An 18,120-nucleotide genomic window follows, 5' to 3' on the forward strand; every position below is an offset into this window, starting at 1 on the left:
ATTGTAGATCAGTCCAGATGTAGTGCGCAACGCTTCTAAGCTTCCGCGACGGCATTTCGCGCTGCAATGGTGTAAAATACTTCCTTGGGCTCCCAAGGCAGGCCGGGATAAGTCGTGCCGAGTGTATCCTTCAGCACCTTCACGATCCCGTAAGACGCTCGATCAAAATCATTATTGGGGTCTTCGTCGAAGGGCAGGTTGTGGGAAGCAAAAGTACACCAAAATGCGGTGTCGACTCCAGCCTCTTCGAAAACGGCGACGCTTTCGTTGAAATATCGGCTCTGTTCGGACTCATCACGCTCGTAGCTGCCTGTCAGCCGTACTGCACGCGCGCCGTCCCATTCGACGATGAACATTCCGCGTGCGCCCAGATCGAAAGCACCTTTGAAGGTCGTGCATCCGAACTCGGAGATCACCAGAGGCTTATGGGAGCCGGCCAGCTTCTTGATGGAATCGGCATAGAGATGAGCAATCTCGGCGGAGTTGTAGGCATCGACGGTGATGAAGTCGAAAGGTTCCCAGTTCACAGGTTCAGTGGGCAGGGACGCGTACGTAACACGACCGCCGAATCGGGCTCGCACGACGTCTACGGCACGTTCAAGGAAGCCGTTGAGCAGAGTCGGCAGTTTCGCTAGTGCAGCACGACTTTTCGTCGGTTCGGACAAAGCCGCGAGGCGGTCCGGCAATGTCTCTCCGGGAAAGAAGCCGCGGGTAAAGAGCATGAGTTCGGCACCCGTGACCATAACCACCTCCGCTCCCGAAGTTCGGAGACGTTCGGCACGTTCCGCGCAATCCGCGAGCAAGACAAGCAGCTCATCTTGGTCAAGATCGTTTGTGAACGGCGAGAACCATACCTCGAGACCCGCTGCCGCCGCCGCTTGCGCAGCGATCTCCAGGCGAACGGGTTCGCCGCCCGTCACTCGTACGGCAGTGCAATGCAGGTCGCGCCGAATAATTTCCATCTCTCGATACACGTTAGCCGCATCGAAATTGGGGTGCGTACTGGTTCCTTCACTTAGGAATCCCGTGTCATAGGTCACTCCGCGCATACGCATAATGGAATGCTCCTTTCGTTTTTAAATTACATAGAACACCTAATTGTTCGATTACCTATTAATTAGATAACCTAAGTATATTTGAATAAAAGCAGATAGTCAATTGGATTGTTACTTCATACAAAACCCTATTTAAAAAAGCCTGTTACCGCAATCGACACGGCAGCAGGCTTCGTTCCCCATTCCCCAATGGATCATTCCGTTTCATACTAACAATCGTTCTGCAAGCGGCAATCCGGCTTCGCGAATGCCTTCGGCCACCAGTCGGGCCATCTCGCTCGCACCGTATTCGTTAAAATGCGTATTGTCGCGCAAACCTTCCGGATAGTTCGGCTCCTCCCCGGGTTCCAGCCAGCAAAACAACCGTTTGGACGCCTCGCTTCCGAGCGCCTCCAGCAACGCGCGGCTTTTGCCGCACAACTCGATGAACGGCACGTTCGCTTCCCGGGCAAGCCGGCGTACGGCGTCCGGATAATCGCCGTGCGTATGAACGAGCTTCCCGTCTACGTCGAACGAGCGACATTCAACCGGGGATAGAAGTACGGGTACGGCACCGCGGGAGCGGGCGGCTTCGACATACCGGCGCAAATAATGCGGATACGTACCGTCCGGAGTCGTATGGCGGGCTTCATCCGTCTTCTCGTCGTTGTGGCCGAACTGGATGAACAAATAATCGCCGGCTGCAATCGTCTCGGCAATGCGGTCGAGGCGGCCTTCGTCGATAAAGCTTTTGGAGCTTCGCCCCCCGTGGGCTTCATTACGGATCACCACTCCGTCGGTGAAAAAGTCCCCGATCCACTGCCCTCATCCGGCCATCGGCGCCTTATTCGCGGCGTAATCGGAAACTGTGGAATCGCCGGCTAAAAACAAAGTTGTCACTTTAAGCTACCTCCAACTTTAGTCTGCTGTTTATCGCAGGATTATAAGGACTCGTTAGTCGCATACTCGTCTAATTGGCTCCATTATATCCCATTTGATCCGGTATGCGATTGGGATCACAACGGTGAACCGGTGCAACTTTCCAATGCGCCAAGAATGAACGTTTCCGTGCAGGCCGCTCGGTCCGTGAAATATTGTTACCGTTTCGCAATCGAATCATTTATACTTATATTAGTTATAAATTGATAGATTGTATAATCTGGTTGTTCCATTTTTTTGCAACGGAGGTATGCACATCTTGTCAACAGAAGCCCACCGCTCACCCAGAAACGAAGCGCATATCAGTCAGCTGGCGTCCGTCGGACAGATCGCCGCCGGGATCGCGCACGAGGTAAGAAACCCGCTAACCGCCGTAAAAGGTTTTTTGCAGCTGCTAAAGGAACGAAAAGAAGAGCATTACATCGAGGTAGCCCAAGCGGAACTGGAAAATGCGATCGGAATTTTGCAAAATCTGCTGAATGTGTCCAAACCCGATCTTGAGGACGAGCCTTTCGAATCGATTGATTTGACGGCCGAGTTGGAACTGCTGATGCAATTGTTTCAAGATCAATTTTACCGGGTGGAGCTGGTCAAATCGTTCCAAGACCCTGGAACCTACATATCGGGCAGGAAAAATCAATTGAAAAAGGCGTTTTTCAATTTGCTCAAAAACGCGTTCGAAGCGATTCCGGGCAAAGGCCGAATCGTCGTCGGGCATTCGGCCTCGGACGGTCGCGTCACGGTGTACATCCAAGACAGCGGCACCGGCATACCGAAACAAAAAATGAATATGCTCGGCACCCCGTTCTTTACAACAAAGCAAAACGGTACGGGCATGGGTCTGACGCTGGTCTTCTCCGTCATTTACCAGCATAACGGCTTCATCCAGGTGGAGAGCGACGAAAAGACGGGTACCCGATTCACGATTACGTTCCCCGTCGCGGCGCACAGCAAAAAATATAAAGAGGTGGTTCGACTGCAGCTGCAATCAACCGAGCAAATGGACCTGAAACAATATTTCAGGACGAACCGAAAAGCGTTCGAAGAGCAGTTGCTGACGGAAGCCGTCAACGTACGGGATAAAATCGATGAAATATTAAGAGTCGGCAATATCAATCTGCTCGATAACGCATATAAGCTCGTCATCTTTATCGTGGAGGGCCGGGAGCACGAGGTAATTTCCTTCGCCAAGACCGAAGGCGTCACCTGGGCCAAACATTCCCTCACCCTCGCTTTCAAGCTGGAATGGCTGCAGGCGGTGCGGCGGGTGCTATGGAGCTTCTTGTACAATTATGACCTGATGAGCGGCACTATTTCCGACAAAGAGCATTTTTTCAATCTGGAGAAGCGGATTAACGAGCTGATGGATCTGTTCGTCAACCATTTATTCATCAGCTACTCCCAGTTCAAGGACGATCTGATCCGGGCCCAGCGCGAAATGATGGACGATCTTTCCGTACCGATCATACCGTTCACCCCATCCATCTCCATCCTTCCGCTAATCGGCACGATCGATACGGAACGGTCGTTGACGATCGAAGACAAGGTCATTACGCAAATCGGTACGGCGCACATCGAAACATTGATTATCGACTTGTCCGGGGTGCTTGAGGTCGAGCCCGATGTGATCAGACGGCTGATTGGGGTCATCGACGGAGTTCGCATGATGGGATGTCAATGCATCATAACGGGATTCCGGCCGGGATTCGTCAAAATGATGGTGCGCACCGGACTAACGTTCGAAAATAAAGCGGTTACGAAAGCGACGCTTCAACAAGCGTTGGCTGACGTTATATTCAAGTCGCCGCCGCCGGGGACCGTTTCACCTTCTGTCCATTCCTGAAGAAAGACACAGTCGCCGACTTCTTCATGCCATAGAAAGCGCGAACGGACGCCTCCTCACGGAAGCGCCTGTTCGTCCGCCCGTAAGGGCGTGCAATGTCAAACCGGATTCGGTACCGGTTTCCCCCATCGACGGAAGGTCCTGTCGATCAACTGACGGATTTTTTCGTCCATTACGTTGCGGATTTCCGAGCTTCCTTTAAAGGAAATGACCAGCGAGCCGTCCAACTGGGACAAATAGCGTCCGAACGCTTCCCCGATTGTCCGCCGCGTCTCCTCATGACGGTCTCCGATGGAAGTAAGCGCCATCAGCGCATAGGAGACGTACTGGAAGCGCAAATCCTGCTCGTCGGACAAAAACTCTTTGTTCCGGTCGTTATACGTAAAGCCTTCCCGCGACTCCAGTACCCGCAGCAAGTCGGGAACCGCCTCCTTGTCGGCCAGTCTGCCGAGCAAGTATACGGCCGCATAACCTCGAGCCTGATTGTATTTCAAGCTTGTCATAGGCACGAACGGGTCCCGCTCGCGAACCATGTCGCGCAGCAAGGGAGCAGCCTGGGGAGAGCCAAGCAGCGCGAGCGCCATCGCGCTGTGCTTACGCAGATGCTCCGGCTTATCCGGACCGATCCATTCCAATAAATGCGGCCGGATCGTTTCGCCGAGCCGTTTGGCCGACCAGATCGCCACACCCGGCTTCACATCGGATAAGCCCGAGCGGATCTCCGTCACTTCCTCCAGCCAGCGGATCGGACCGTTCGCTTTGTCTTCATGGGCGACCCTTTGCTCGAAATACACCTTGTCGCGCTCCGACAAGCAACCCGCTTCCCGCAGCAGCCCGGCTAGCTCCGGATATGGCACTTCCTTCAGCGGAACCTGTTTCGAGACGGCGAGAAAAGCGGCGTATGCTGCGGCTTCCCCGCTTTTTTGCATATCCCGTTTCATCCGGACGCACGAAGCCATATCGTGATCGACCGCCAGGCAGCGTCCCGCGGCGAGCAATCCTTCGAACCCTTTGGGGATGAGCGCCCCGAGCGGAATCGGCACGGTGAATTTCAACCCCCACAGGCTGGCCGCTACCGTCCAATCCCTTTGCAGCTCGCTTTCGAAGGCGATATCCTTGCTGTGGTTGTCCAGATTGGAATAGGCCATGAACAGCGGTTCGCGGGAATAGTCCTCCTCCAGGAAGCTTGCCAGCGTTACATTGTATTCCCCGACGATAAATTGGCTCTCGCGAACGCCAAGCTGCGGCGCGATCCGCATAAACCTGTGCTCCTCGTCATACCGCGCCTTCAGATGGGTGGACAACAGCGCCGAGCCCACGATCGCTTCCGACATGCTGTCCGGGTCCTCCGGAAATACATAGCCCGAATCGGTATAAAAACCGCGTACGCGCTCTCCGTCCAGCTTGAACAAGGCGTTGGAGAAAGGCTGCGCCTGTCCGTCGAACTCGCGTCCGCCGCGCAGCTCGCAGCCTGCCAGCCGGCACACGTCCGCATTGCCCGTCGCGTCGATGACGACACGGCTCTTCGCCGTATAGCGTCCGAGCTCCGGGGAGAAGCACTCCGTTCCGGTGACGGTCCTGCCTTCCGTCAGCACACCGATGACGGTCGTATTGTAACGGATCGTCGCGCCCGCCTCGATTGCCTCGCGCTCGAGCACATACTGCTTTCCTTCCGCATTGATGCCGAAGGAGGGCGTATATACGCTCTTTTCCGTCGCCGGCACTTTCGCGTCGATTTCCTCAAACAATCCGCCCCGGGAGCCGAAATAGTAGCCGAGCACGCCGCCGGCCGTACCGGCCCCTCCCATGCTCGTATGACGGTCGATCCCCAGCACCCGCAATCCTTTTCGTGCCGCCGCAATGACAGCAATCGATCCCGCCGTGCCGAGTCCGACGACGATAACGTCATAAGCTTCCCGGGCCGTCCCGGATTCCTGTGCATTTCTTGGCAATTCGTTACTTGCCGGCTTTGGCTGCATCGCGCTTCCCCTCCGTTCCGGTATAACTGCCGTATCCTTGATCGATGGCGGACAATGGATTTGCAAACGCTTCCGAAGGCAGCCAGCTCCATCGTTCCCCGAGCCGCTGAAGCCCCCCCGGTACCGTCGAGTCGAACGTCCCGGCTACAGCCGCGATCGTCCACGAAGCCCACTCCGCCGGTCTGGCCTGCCAAAAGCGATGCAGCCGCTGTCTCGCCTCCAGCCAATCGGCCCCGGGAGCGACGTTTACTTTCAAGATGACTTCGGATGGGAATCGGCCCCGGCATACGGTCATCGATTCGTCAAACGGAGCCGGAATTGCCGCGTTCCGAAGGTCCGGATGGTGCAGATAAGCGTTTAACCGCTTGCTCCCCGGTACAACCAATTGCCCCGGCACTGTAAGACGTTCCGTAGAAGTATCCAATATTTCTCCGACGAGCATTGGCCGGCAGCCGGAAGCATCTTGCAGCAGCACCTCGTAACGACCGTCGCGCTCGGCAATCCCGACTATCTCGGTCAGGAACCGGACCTTGAGCCCGTATCGTTTAATATGAAGACATAACACCGGATGCAGGCCCGGCAAATGCACGGGACCGTTCTCCTCCATCAGATTGCGCTCGACCCAGTCGTTTCGGACGTTCCGGCCGAAATCCGTAGCCGGCTTCCCCCATCCGCTCCCCGGATTAAAAGCTTCGATAAACTCGCGCCCGACAAGTGATGTACGCTCCACGACAATGACGTCCCGCTTAGCCTCCGACGCAGCCGCCGCCGCGCCGAGACCGGCCAATGTTGCGCCGCAAATCAATAAAGAGTATTCTGTGCGATCCACCTGAACATTCCTCCTGTATGATCACGATGGGCATCCTTCGATACACATCGGTGACCCATGAGTGAAAGTGTGCGAAGAAAACGTCGTCCAACGGTTCCCTCCTGTTCCGTAAAGCTATTATAGTCTCTCGGCAAACCGGTTAAAATGGAATATTGATTTGTTATATGGACTTATGTTTGAACATCGCAAGGGCAACTATTTCTCCATGTATTCCTTTTTTTCTCCATTTACTTATGATACCGCTTACATATAATTGAAGTTGCCGAGGGGTAAGGGCTTTCCTTCATGATGATTCGGCAGCCATATTCGGGGGGATGAATCAATGAATCGAGTAGAAAGCAAAACCAAAACAATCGTTCCGTGGATGAGTGCGGCATTATGCTTGTCGTTATTAACGGCATGCGGCGGCGGCAACGCCAACAAGCCTTCGGCGGCCGATCCGTCCGCTTCGAATGCACAAAGCGGTACAGCCGATCAAATCGGGCCGGTCGAGCTGACCATCTATTCCGGGGTTTCCTCCATTACTCAAGAAGAATTTCAACGGACCATCGAGGCACCCGTACGCGCCAAATATCCGAACATCAAACTCAAATACTTGATCGGCGGAGCCGAGGTCAAGCTGGACAATATGGTCATGACCGGGAGCGCGCCCGACATCGTTATTACTTCTATCGGCGGGTTGTACACCGCAGTTCTTCCTTTCCAGCTTCAATACGATATTACGGACCTGGTCAAAAAACATAAATATGATCTGTCGAGGATCGAGTCCTCCTCCATCGAATCGTTACGAAACGCTTCCGGCAATGGGGCCTTGTACGGTCTGCCCAAATATACGAACGCGGTTGTACTGTTCTACAACAAGGACATTTTCGATAAATTCGGGGTCTCCTATCCGAAAAACGGGATGACGTGGGATGAAACGGCGAAGCTGGCCGCGCAAATGACGAGGACGGTCGACGGCGTCAATTATCGCGGCATGTCGCTGTTCACGAGCAATATGATCAAGGATAACCAGCTTTCCTTGCTGCCGATCGATGCCAAGAGCGATAAAGCGTCCGTCAACACCGCGGGATATCAGAAGATGTTCCAAACTTACAAAAGCTTCTACGATATAGTGGGCAACAAGCCGACTGGAGCATTTAACGGAGACAACGAGCTGAATGCGTTCTACAAGGACAGAAATATCGCGATGGTCGTGGCGCCGATGTCCGGGTACGGCCGGTTTGAAGGAACGAAGGACCTCAATTGGGATATCGTCGCCGCTCCGACCTTCTCCGACAAGGCCGGGGTCGGCTATCAGGCGAACACCATTTATTATTTCATTAGCAACGTTAACAAAAAAGCGGAGCAAGCTTTTCTGGCTGTTACGCAGCTGTTGACCGACGAAGTGCAGCTGGCCGCCAACAAGGAAGGCCGTCCGACCATCCTGACCAACGAAACGATACGCGCCACGCTGGGAGCGGAGAGCAGCTCCAAAAACAAAAACTTCAAAGCGGTGTTCCACAACAAATTCGCCGAGACGCTGACCCCCAACACGAAGTTGGCACCGCTGGTCAACGCCGATGGCATTCTGAACAAAGAATTCGGGAACATGATCAACAACGGAACCGATATCAACACGATGCTGAGACTCGCCGAGGAACAAATCAACCAGGCGATCGCAGAGGCGAAGAGCAAGTAAGAGCAGACGCAAAACCGCCTGGGGGCCACGCCTCCGGGCGGTTTTTTGCTCTTTTTAGAAAACTGAACGGCCCGTTCCCTAACCCTGGACAACTTGCCCGGTATGATTTCATAGTCCGATCCTCTCCGTTTACCAAAAATAAGGGGAAGCCGACCAAGCGGCGTTCCCCTTGCAGCACATTGAATCCGTCTCGTCTCTTAGTTGCCCGATACTTTAAGCGCGTCGAACGGTATCGTATAACCCGTCGAACCGGCATTACGCTGCCACAGCGCTTCGATTCGTATGAGATGCGCCCCCTGCGGCAGCAATCCCGTCTGGAACACTTCCTGCTTGTAGCGAATCGGATTGTTGTAGAAGTCGATCGTTCCCGCATATACCCCGTCAACGTATACAGCGCCTTTGCCTCGCGCAGTGTGAAGATCGGTGATCAACGTGGCCGATGTGCCGTAAAACGGAATCTCCGCATAAGCGTTTTTCTCGAAAGCAAGCTTCATCGTACCGCCCGAATATAACGTGTTGGAAAACGCTCTCCAGTCTCCCGTATAACGCACTAACGGATTGCTGTCTTCCATGACAGTAGGTTGCTGTTGCGGGGCGACGATAGCGATAGCGTTCGACCCGAGGGATACCCTGCCGTTCGTATCGATCGCGTACACTTTATACCAGCCCGCCGGCAGACCGCTTGTATTCAGAGAACTCGGAATTCCTGCCGCTGCCGGGGAGGTTATCCCGCCGTTACCCGCACCTGCCTGTTCGATCTCGCTGCGGGAGGCTGCTGTGGCGGCCGGAACGAGATAAAGCGTGCCGTTCCTCGAGCTCGTCGCCGTCACCGGCTGGCCTTGCACGAGCGGACCTGCCGACACTCCCGAGAGAGAGAAGTCCGATCGGAACACTTGCAGCGCATCAAATGAAACATTGTAGCCGGTCGAGCTCGGATGCTTCTCCCAGAGCGCCTCTATGCGAATGGTGTGTATCCCTTCCTCGAGCGGTCCGGTATCGAACACTTCCTGCTTATATCGAATCGGACTGCTGTAGAAATCGATCGTGGCGGCGTATACGCCGTCGACATAAATTTTCCCTTTGCCCCGCGCGGTATGAAGATCCGCAATGATTTTGGCGGATGATCCGTAGAAAGGAATATCCATATAGGCTCCCTTCTCCCGGCCCAGCATCAAAGTACCGCCGGAATAGCTCGACAAGCTGAACCGTTCCCATTTGCCGACATAGGAGATGAACGGGCTAGTGTCCTCCATCTTGTCCAGATTGGGGGGCAGGACGACAAGCTCTTTACCCGAAGACACCAAGCCCCTGTCATTGATCAAGTACACGTTGTACTTGCCGCCGCTTATAGAGGCCGTGCTCAAAACCGCCGGTACGTTCGCCGACGCTTGCGCCTTCGTTCCATAAACGCTCGCGCTCACCGTCTCGATCGCGTCTTTGGTTGGAGGCGTATCCGCAGGTACGATATGAACGTAACCGTTGCTATTGCCCTTCACATGCACCGGATCGCCTTTCATCAACAAGGCGGGGGTAACCTCGTTCAGCTCCGGAGGCAGACTCTTCATTATGAGAGAAACATGCGCCGTTTGACCGGGAATGGCGTATACCGCATCCGATACCGTCTTGGCATATCCGGCCCCGGACGCCGTCACCCGCTGAGTTCCGGCCGGTATATGGGGGATCGTAAATGCTCCGCCCGCATCCGTGACCGCCGTAAGGTTGGTATATCCGGTCAAATGGACCTTCGCTCCCGGTATCGGTCTGCCGTTATCCCCGTAAACGGATCCGGTGACGGAGCTGGTCAACGCGGGCGGACCTCCGTACACTTGAGCGCTTACCGTACCGGACAAAGCAAACGTATGATTCGCAGTCCAGCTGCGGCCGGGATAATACATTTGTTTGGAAGATCCGTCCGCCATGACCTCGAAGCCCGGATCTTGCTCGGCGAGCACAACGATCGATTGCGCTCCTTCCCGCAGCACCTGCCCGATTTTGAAGCCGGTAGAGCTTTGATCCGGGTGGTTCACGATGATATATTGGCCTGCTGAAGATTCAGGGATTGCCGCGTCCACTACAAGCGCATCGTATGCGTCGCCCTTCGCCGCACGTTTCGTACCGCTGACGTTGCCCGTCATCGGCAAACCCGATCCGGCGATTTGCCGGTCGCCTTTCTTAAGCAGCGTGCCGCCCACGAGCGACATCTCCCGCACTTCCCCGTTGATAAGACGGATTAAGCCCATCTCTCCAACCATAGTCACATCGCCTGTCGTCAAAGGCAACTCCGGATAATCCGGATTGCTTAACAGAATATCCGTCGTATCCCCGTAAGTGATCCGAACCGCCGCCGCCCCTTCCGGCGCCTGATCCAATTGAAGCCGGTCAATCGCTTCGATCCGGGCTTCGTTTCCGCGGAACGGCTCCATGACAGTCATGAACGTGCTTTGCAGATTCGTACCATCCCGTCTCAGCACCAGCTTCGGCATCGTGTACTTCACCGCTTCGTCGTTGTTGTCCATGGCGGTGCCTTGAAGACGGATCGAGCGGAGCGACGGAGATCGTCCCAGATACAGCTCGTTGCTACCCGTCTCGAGCAATCCGGTTATGTTCAGCTTCGCCTGCTCCTTGCCGCCCGTTTGCGTTACCAAGGTCAAGTCGTACCGGTCGTTCTCCAGCTGTGCCTGCTTCACATCGCGGACGTAAATATAACCCGGGTAATGGCCTTCCGCGCTGCCGCTGTCGCTATTGCTTACCGGCTGCACCACGTTCGTCCCCGGAGGCAGCAAATACGGACCGTAGTCGGTAAGCGTCATATCCGTCGTAAATTCCGCGTCGCGATTCGCGTCTCCCTGCAGCGTATACTCGTGCCGGCTTCCACCCTTTACACGGAACAGATCCAGCACGTAGCCGTGCTCTCCGCCGCCGTCCGCGAACGGAACGAACCAAGGCTCCCGGCTGTACTTCTCCGTCACGCCATACGCCGACGAGTAATCGGCACGCATCGCCTGGAACAAGCCGCCGTCCGTTACGAACGCTTCAACGTTGCCTCCTTGTTTCGCCTTTTCGCCGTTCACCATATTTTTACTGTCGACAACGACCGTGTTATGGCCCATCGTCGAGAGCGCGAACCAACGGTAAAACGTATTGTGCGTATAGCCGAGGTCGGGCAGCAACTCCTGGCCTTGCGCATACAAGGTCAAGTTCAGCGGGTCGAGATGCGCGTGGCCGTATTTCGGCTGAAAGCCCATATTCAGCTGCGTCTGGCCCGGTCCTGCTCCCCCGGTCAGGCGGCCGATTTTAGCCGCCGGCAGCAGAAAGGAGCCTGCGTCGATTTGCGGATCGGACGGCTTGCCGTTCGCCCACGTATCGGTAATCGGCACCACTTTCCCGTCGGGATAGACTAACTTGCTACCGTTCTCCACCGCCCGCCGGATGATCGGGAACATCTGCTCCATATCCAGATTGTCGAACCGGATGCCGGTTCGCGGCGACACGTAACCCGCCGGATCGCTCCAGCCCCGCAATTGATCTGCCACCTGCTTCAAGCCGTTAACCGTCTGCAAGTGATAGCTTGGCGACACTTCCTGCCAGTAACCGTCCGACAGGAACATGCCGGTCACAAGACTTTCGATCAGTTCGACGACACGGTGGATATAGTCCGGCTCCTCGAGCGCCTTGCCAACTTCGATCAATCCTTTCCAAGGCTGAAACGACATATTGCCCAAGTAGTCCGGATACGTCAGCACGTATTCCGCCGATGGAACGATCATCCCCTGCATGATCCGCCGCTCCACGTCTTCTCCGGCTTCCGCTTGCAGCAGATCGAACGCATTCGTTTGTTTCAGTTCGGCATATGTTTTGATCAATGGGGTCAGCTGCGGCAAATCGTTGTACCACCATCGTTCCCACACGCCGCCCCAGTAGGCGTACGGGGGACCCGATCGTTTATCCGCCGACAGGTTCGCGTGCAGATTGCCCGCCACCCGGTCGACGGTCGGATTATAGCCTTCGTACGCTTTGGCAAATTCGTACAGCAGACGCGCCGCGCCCAGCGGATCCGTCTTCGCGAGCGACGCCGTCTGACTGATCGCCCGGGCTTTCTGCAAATACCACAAATGAGCCGTAATGAAGTATCGCTCGCCGGAGGCGTCCTCGTAGTACGGAATCGAGACGGTCTCGCCTTTCGCATTTGTGAGCACGAGCGACTTGTCTTCCTTAAACCGTTCGTTCGGGTACACGGTCCCGGTGCGCGAAGCGGTCAGTCGGAGGCCGTCCGCGGACAACTGATACAATCCGCCCGGATACAATTCCGGCAGCTCCGGCAGACCGACGAATTGAAAACCCGGCTGCGGCGGAATTAGCGCCTTGATGCGCTGTACTTCGGCTGACGGCTCTCTCCACTCGAGCATGACGTCCGGTTCTTTCGGTCCGGCGGCATAAGCCGCAGAGCCTGCCGACACGAGTGCCTCCCTGTCGAACGTCAGCGTGGCGATTCCTTTCAAGAACGCCGGCTTTGGAGAGAGCACCAATCTCAGCTGATACGATCCGTTCGCGAGCGGAGCAGGATGCTGGAAGTCCAAGCGGAAGGAGTTCCCGTCCTCGCTCCAGGCATGATTGCCCAGACTTTGCCATGAACGTCCCGGCTCCTTCCACAAAAGCTCGACGGTGGACTGTTTCAGCGCTTGATTGCCCAGCTGCCCCAGCCCTCCGTTCTGAAGCGCCGGCAGCGTTAGAGTCAGCCGCTTCTCCGTGAACCCGCGATACAGCAGCTCCATATCCGCATCTTTCGGATGCCACGGCAGCATCACGGTCCCGTTCTCAGCGATCACTCTCGGAATGCGGGAGAAGTAGATGCTTCCTAACCGATCCTGATCGACTACGCTTGCGCGAATCCTCGCGGTAGGACCGCTCTCGTGCCAATGATCGGACTGCCGGACCGGCACCCAGGAGCTGAGCGGCTGCGTGTACAGATTGTGCACATGCATAATGTTCATCTGCCACTCGTCTTCTGCGAACACACCATCCGGTACGATGGAGGATAGCGGGACGGCCGCCTCCACGATTCGTCTGTCTTGCTGCATCGAGGTAGCGTTCGTAAACGTCGAGATCACCCGCTTGCCTTCATCCGCCGATAAAAAAGCGACGTCAGGCGACGGATTCCAGATCGTCGTCAAGGCGGGAGCTTGTGCGGTCGGGAGCGGAATTTTCACCGTATAGAATTCGTCACCCCCGGCGGCGGGACGAAGGATGATTTCGATAAACGCCAGTGTATCCGCTTCCAAGCGGGCAATACTGCCGCCGATATACAGCTGATTATCGTCGTAAGCGATCCGGTATTCCGCATCCTGCGACAAGGAGTGTTCGTAAAATGCCGTCTTGAAATCCCCGAGCTTCGCAGCGAGCCCCCATTGCCACTCATTCAATTGGCCGTCTATCGTTGGAGCCGTATTCCATTTCGGAATAACGGCCCATTTGTCGGAATCGTAGTGAATCGGCTGAGGGACTGCGGCAAGCTCGCTGTCGCCGGACGGATCCGCTTTGGCGGAAGAGGGGACAAACCATATCGACGACTGAAGAAGAACTGCTATGAGACCAATCAGGGCGTGGACCTTAAACCGTTTTGCCATGCTTCATCCTTCTTTCCTACTATGTTATAAACCATAGGCGGAGCAGACAGACCGCGTTACTTGAACAGATCCGCCAGCTTTTGATCGAGCTTCTCTCCTTCGCTTCGCAAAGCTGTGTTCATATCTTCCTGACCGAGAACGAGTTTCTGATACGCGTTGGAAATCCTTATCGAGAAAAGAGCGCAAGCCGGTTCCACCCTGGAATCTTTCGAGCAAGCGCTTACATGAAAACTCGAACTTCCTGCGACCATAACCGCAAGCCATGTCAAATTGTTTCGGACTCCCCTATTGCTTTCCCCCGTCCTTTTCCTGTTCGCTGGGAAGCTGCTACGCAATAACGTTTCTTCCATTGCTCCAATAGGCAATGCAATAGCCCCTAAATGCTCAAAGCTTCGCTTAACCGTTCGCACAACTCGTCTTCATCGATCATATTCGCCCAGTAAGGCTTCAACAGGTTAGCCAGCGAAATGAAAGCGGCGGACGAGATGTTCATATCCGCATGCGTTCGATATGACCCCATCGTTTCGCGGAACAGCATATATCGGACCGGGGAATAAATCGTCCGCTCTCCCGACGTAAGCGGCAGTGTCGCCAGGCCGGGAATGCTCAGCGTGTGCTGATGAATGTAAGCTTGCGCCTCGGACGAGGCCAAAAAATCCGCGAACAGCTTCGCTTCCTCCTTGTGCCTCGAGCTGCTGCTGACTCCCACCCCCAGCGTAATGAGAAGCGTTTTTAGGCTATCCATATAAGGGACCGGCGAGATGTCATATTCGATCTCCTTCGCGTTCCAGCCGTTCAAGCCCATATAAGTGTTCAATGTCATGGACAGCTTCCCTTCCATGAACAACCGGTCGATATCGTCATTGTTCTCCGATAAATAAAGCGGTACCGCCTTCCGGTTATGCAACATTTCCTTGCACAGCTTCAAGCCTTCCAGCAGCCGAGAACCGCGGATATCCCGGAGCTTGGCGCCGTTCCATTCGAACCGTTCGCCGCTTTGCATCAGAAATAGCGGCCACCGGTACATCGATTGAATGTGGAAGGCAAACCCGTACCGCCCTTTGCCGTCGTTCAGCTGTTCCGCATGCCGGATCAGATCGTTCCACGTCCAGCTGCCGTTCGGCTCCGCCAATCCGCTATCCCGGAAATGAGCTTTGTTGTAACAAAGCACAAGCGGCGACAGCACGATCGGCAGCAGCAGCAGCCGGTCTTCCGTACTGAAATGTTTTGAGAATTGCGGGTATAAATCCCATTTTCCTGTAAGCGGCTCGAAAACATGCGTCATATGGAGCTCCGACAGTTGTTGAAACTGAACGTTATCCATCAACACCAGATCGTCTTCAAGCATCCGCTCCGATAAGTCGATTCCGGGTACCGAGCCTGACGATATCCGGAGCTCCACCGATATCCACGGGTGCAAACGCCGAAATTGTTCGAGCAGTCCGGGCAGCTTCAAATTCCGCAGCGTCACATTATTGCAAGCTGCCGTCAGCTTGACGGGAGGACGGTCGGCGACAACCCGATTCCCTACGCCGGGAATTTTCTCGATCCACCCCTCCTTCACCAGTTGCTCCAGCCCGAGCCGGATCGAGTAATTGCTTAAGCGAAATCGCGTTTCCAGCGATTTCTCCGGCGGCAGGAAGCTACCGCAAGCCCATTTCCCCGCAATCATCTCGTCGCGCAGCTCCTTCGCAACCCGTTCCAGCTGGTGCCCAAATTGCTCTTTGGACGGTCTTCTTCTCAACGTGAAGCACCTCGGCTCTGTTTAATCAAACGACCGATACTCATCATTCCTGCCAGTGATCACCCCAGTTCCGTTCGGATTTATTACAAGGCTTGTTCCGACTCATAAAATAAGTTTATTTATGAGTCACAATATGGTATTTCTGTAATTATCTTTCTATAAACCAAGTGTACTGGGGTACTAAAGCGCTGTCAATTGTTATTTAACGAGTTAGAATGGTAGTAACTCATTGTTTTATGAGTTACATAAAAAGAACGTTCAGAGCCATGCACGGTCTGAACGTTCTCGAAACGGCTTTGGTCATGCGAGATACACACAAGGAGCCGGCATATCCGCCTCGCCGCTCAAAATGGCCTTGTCCCGGCTCAGGAGCGCCAGCTGTTCCGCCTGCTTGCGCATCGCATCGCGTAAAAACATATATTCTCTCCAGCCGACATACACCATGTAGGCGGGCAAAACCTCCTGCATCTCCACAAGCAGCGTATCAAGCGCATTCAATTCCCGCTCCAGCTTCTCGCCGATAACAGCCAGCTCGCTTCGTCTAGCAACCGGACCGTTTCCCAATCGTTCCATATCGCGAACGGCGTCGGCTAGTCCGAGCAGCGCGTCGATCAGCCCGGCCACTCTCCTGCATTCGAACCGGATGACCTGCAACTCGTATTCTCTGCCCGGTACCGCCTTTCCCTCTTTGAACGACAACAGCGCATTGCGGGCCAACGCCCGAGTCACCCGGTACGCTTTATGAGTCGCATCGACAGCCGACACGCTGCGAACGATTCCTGCGGGGTACGAGCGCGCAATATCGGAGCTGCCGAAGAAAACGCCAATTGCCGTCAGCAGCGTAAACGTGGAGGAATACTCGAATAGTTTCCGCATATCGCCCATGCCTTTGGCCCATTGTGCCGGCTCGTCGGATACGATCCAACCGGCGTATAGACGATCGAATTCGGCAGCGTCCCTTTTTGGCGTATTCCAGCTTTTCTCTGCCAGATAGGCCGTGTTCCGGCGAAATGTCGGCGAGTACAGCGTATAGGCCATCACGCCCTGGAATGAATGCTCGACTCCCTCATTGACCCGGTACTCCACGTTTTCCACATAATCCTGATAAAACATCCCGGACATGTACCCCGTGCTCGGGGCCATCCAGCCTTCCGCCCCTCGAACCGTTTTGACCGGAAATACGGGCATCGTATAGTTCCACCATTGAATGACGATTTTCCCGGCCAGTCCATTCCGTTCCAGCAGCGTTTCAAACGCCTCGTCAAAGCCAGTCAAGCTTTCCGCCATATCATGCCAGAGGATGACCTTCTCCATGCCGTTGTCGATCAAATATCGGCCTATTTCCACCAAGTAGATCTCCAGCAGTTGGCGTGGAGTATAGACGGCCAAATCTGCGGCGCTCCAACCGGTTATTTCATCCATGCCGATATGAATCCAAGTCTGTCCATATGGCCGCATGTATCGGTCTATGATCCGCTTGAATATCCGTTTCAGCATAGGGAACGTGTCCGGGTGAGTCAGCGAATAGCCGTTGCCCGTCGCTTCACCCCGCTCATTGACCGCCGAAATGTGCGGATACAGCCGGGGCAGCAGGAGCGAATGCCCGGGCCCGTTAAATTGCGGCACTACGCGGATGCCCCGTTCCACCGCATAAACAATAAGCTGGCCCAGTCCGTCGTTATCGTACAGAGCTGGACGGTACGTCTTAATCGCAGTCTGTTTGGCCACGGGATCAAAATAGTGGATTTGTCTTTCCGACAGCAATTCCGGATGATCGAGAACCGGCGCAAACAAAAATTCCGAGCGGCTGTTGACGTCCGTCGGATATCGGCTGCCCCAGCAGCCATAAATCCCGAGGCCGAGCGTATTGAGCTTAAAGGACACCATCTCGTCGATCATGTCCTTCCAATCTCCCAGCTCCATTAAATCGGAGCCCCAGAAGCATTCTGCAAAAAAACCTCGTACCGGGGCGTCAGGCTCGTCGTCAATTTCCACGAGAGGCACACATAACAAGTCGCAGGACGTCTCGGGCTGAAGCAGTTGAATCAACGTCTGTACGCCGTGCAATATTCCCGCCGGGCCTCCGGCAATCCGCATTTCGTCTTGCTCGGCTACGAGGCTGTACCTTTCCGATTCCGCCTTCGTCTCTTCCAGCCGAATCCGATAAGCAAGCCCGATCTCCGGACTCTCATTCCTGTTCGCCGCTTGATGGCTCGCAAGCACCTTTCCTCTCCAATGCTCTGTAAGCCATGTGATCAACAGACGCTTAGCCGTTTGTGTCACAATGGACATATGCGTATCTGCTTCGACCGTTACTGTCCGGCTCTTATCGAGCGGTTGCATTCCGTCATAGCGCATCCGCTTCGGTGCCGGTATCAGGGTGGGAATCGTATTCGACATGGTGACTTCCTTTCATTTTGGATCGAAAATGATTTAGGTTTGATTTA

The 18,120-nt window shown here is 55.0% G+C and carries 9 protein-coding genes; 2 read left to right on the forward strand and 7 right to left on the reverse strand.

Translation table 11 applies throughout. The features are described from left to right. Positions 1–35: 35 nt before the first annotated feature. Together FE783_RS16995 and FE783_RS17000 are read right to left on the reverse strand one after the other, a co-directional pair. Positions 36–1,055: a hypothetical protein gene (locus FE783_RS16995; protein WP_138880570.1), complete on the reverse strand. Its 1,020-nt coding sequence runs from the start codon at positions 1,053–1,055 to the stop codon at positions 36–38. 204 nt (positions 1,056–1,259) lie between these two features. Next, the gene (locus FE783_RS17000; protein ID WP_338015866.1) at positions 1,260–1,823 is read right to left on the reverse strand and encodes a rhamnogalacturonan acetylesterase; all 564 of its coding nucleotides are present in this window, start codon (positions 1,821–1,823) and stop codon (positions 1,260–1,262) included. A gap of 409 nt (positions 1,824–2,232) precedes the next feature. Between FE783_RS17000 and FE783_RS17005 the strand changes: the two genes are divergently transcribed. Next, entirely contained in the window at positions 2,233–3,816 is a 1,584-nt protein-coding gene (locus FE783_RS17005) for an ATP-binding protein (RefSeq protein WP_238403114.1), read from the forward strand. 98 nt (positions 3,817–3,914) lie between these two features. On the opposite strand, the gene FE783_RS17010 is transcribed toward FE783_RS17005, so the two are convergent. Then, the gene (locus FE783_RS17010) at positions 3,915–5,795 is read right to left on the reverse strand and encodes an FAD-dependent oxidoreductase (RefSeq protein WP_138880572.1); all 1,881 of its coding nucleotides are present in this window, start codon (positions 5,793–5,795) and stop codon (positions 3,915–3,917) included. Further along, positions 5,773–6,624, reverse strand: coding sequence for a hypothetical protein (locus FE783_RS17015; protein WP_138880573.1), 852 nt, complete (start codon positions 6,622–6,624; stop codon positions 5,773–5,775). Before FE783_RS17015 ends, FE783_RS17010 begins: the two co-directional genes overlap by 23 nt. Before the next feature lie 322 nt (positions 6,625–6,946). Between FE783_RS17015 and FE783_RS17020 the strand changes: the two genes are divergently transcribed. Then, positions 6,947–8,305: an extracellular solute-binding protein gene (locus FE783_RS17020; protein ID WP_138880574.1), complete on the forward strand. Its 1,359-nt coding sequence runs from the start codon at positions 6,947–6,949 to the stop codon at positions 8,303–8,305. A gap of 197 nt (positions 8,306–8,502) precedes the next feature. Here the strand turns inward: FE783_RS17020 and FE783_RS17025 are convergent, their stop codons facing one another. From FE783_RS17025 to FE783_RS17035, 3 genes are all read right to left on the reverse strand, one after another. Beyond that, on the reverse strand, positions 8,503–13,929 hold the full coding sequence (locus FE783_RS17025) for a carboxypeptidase regulatory-like domain-containing protein (RefSeq protein WP_138880575.1): 5,427 nt from the start codon (positions 13,927–13,929) through the stop codon (positions 8,503–8,505). Between the two features lie 376 nt (positions 13,930–14,305). Further along, positions 14,306–15,673 carry an extracellular solute-binding protein gene (locus FE783_RS17030; protein WP_138880576.1) on the reverse strand — a complete coding sequence of 456 codons (1,368 nt, stop codon included), beginning with the start codon at positions 15,671–15,673 and terminating at the stop codon, positions 14,306–14,308. Positions 15,674–15,973: 300 nt separating this feature from the next. Next, entirely contained in the window at positions 15,974–18,073 is a 2,100-nt protein-coding gene (locus FE783_RS17035; protein WP_138880577.1) for a family 20 glycosylhydrolase, read from the reverse strand. Between the last annotated feature and the right edge of the window lie 47 nt (positions 18,074–18,120).

It is taken from the genome of Paenibacillus mesophilus, from assembly GCF_005938385.1.
GTDB lineage: Bacteria > Bacillota > Bacilli > Paenibacillales > NBRC-103111 > Paenibacillus_AB > Paenibacillus_AB mesophilus.

Coding starts and splice junctions, on each gene's coding strand:
- FE783_RS17035 (WP_138880577.1), bottom strand. CDS start 18,073: ATGTCGAATACGATTCCCACCCTGATACCGGCACCGAAGCGGATGCGC.
- FE783_RS17020 (WP_138880574.1), top strand. CDS start 6,947: ATGAATCGAGTAGAAAGCAAAACCAAAACAATCGTTCCGTGGATGAGT.
- FE783_RS17025 (WP_138880575.1), bottom strand. CDS start 13,929: ATGGCAAAACGGTTTAAGGTCCACGCCCTGATTGGTCTCATAGCAGTT.
- FE783_RS16995 (WP_138880570.1), bottom strand. CDS start 1,055: ATGCGTATGCGCGGAGTGACCTATGACACGGGATTCCTAAGTGAAGGA.
- FE783_RS17010 (WP_138880572.1), bottom strand. CDS start 5,795: ATGCAGCCAAAGCCGGCAAGTAACGAATTGCCAAGAAATGCACAGGAA.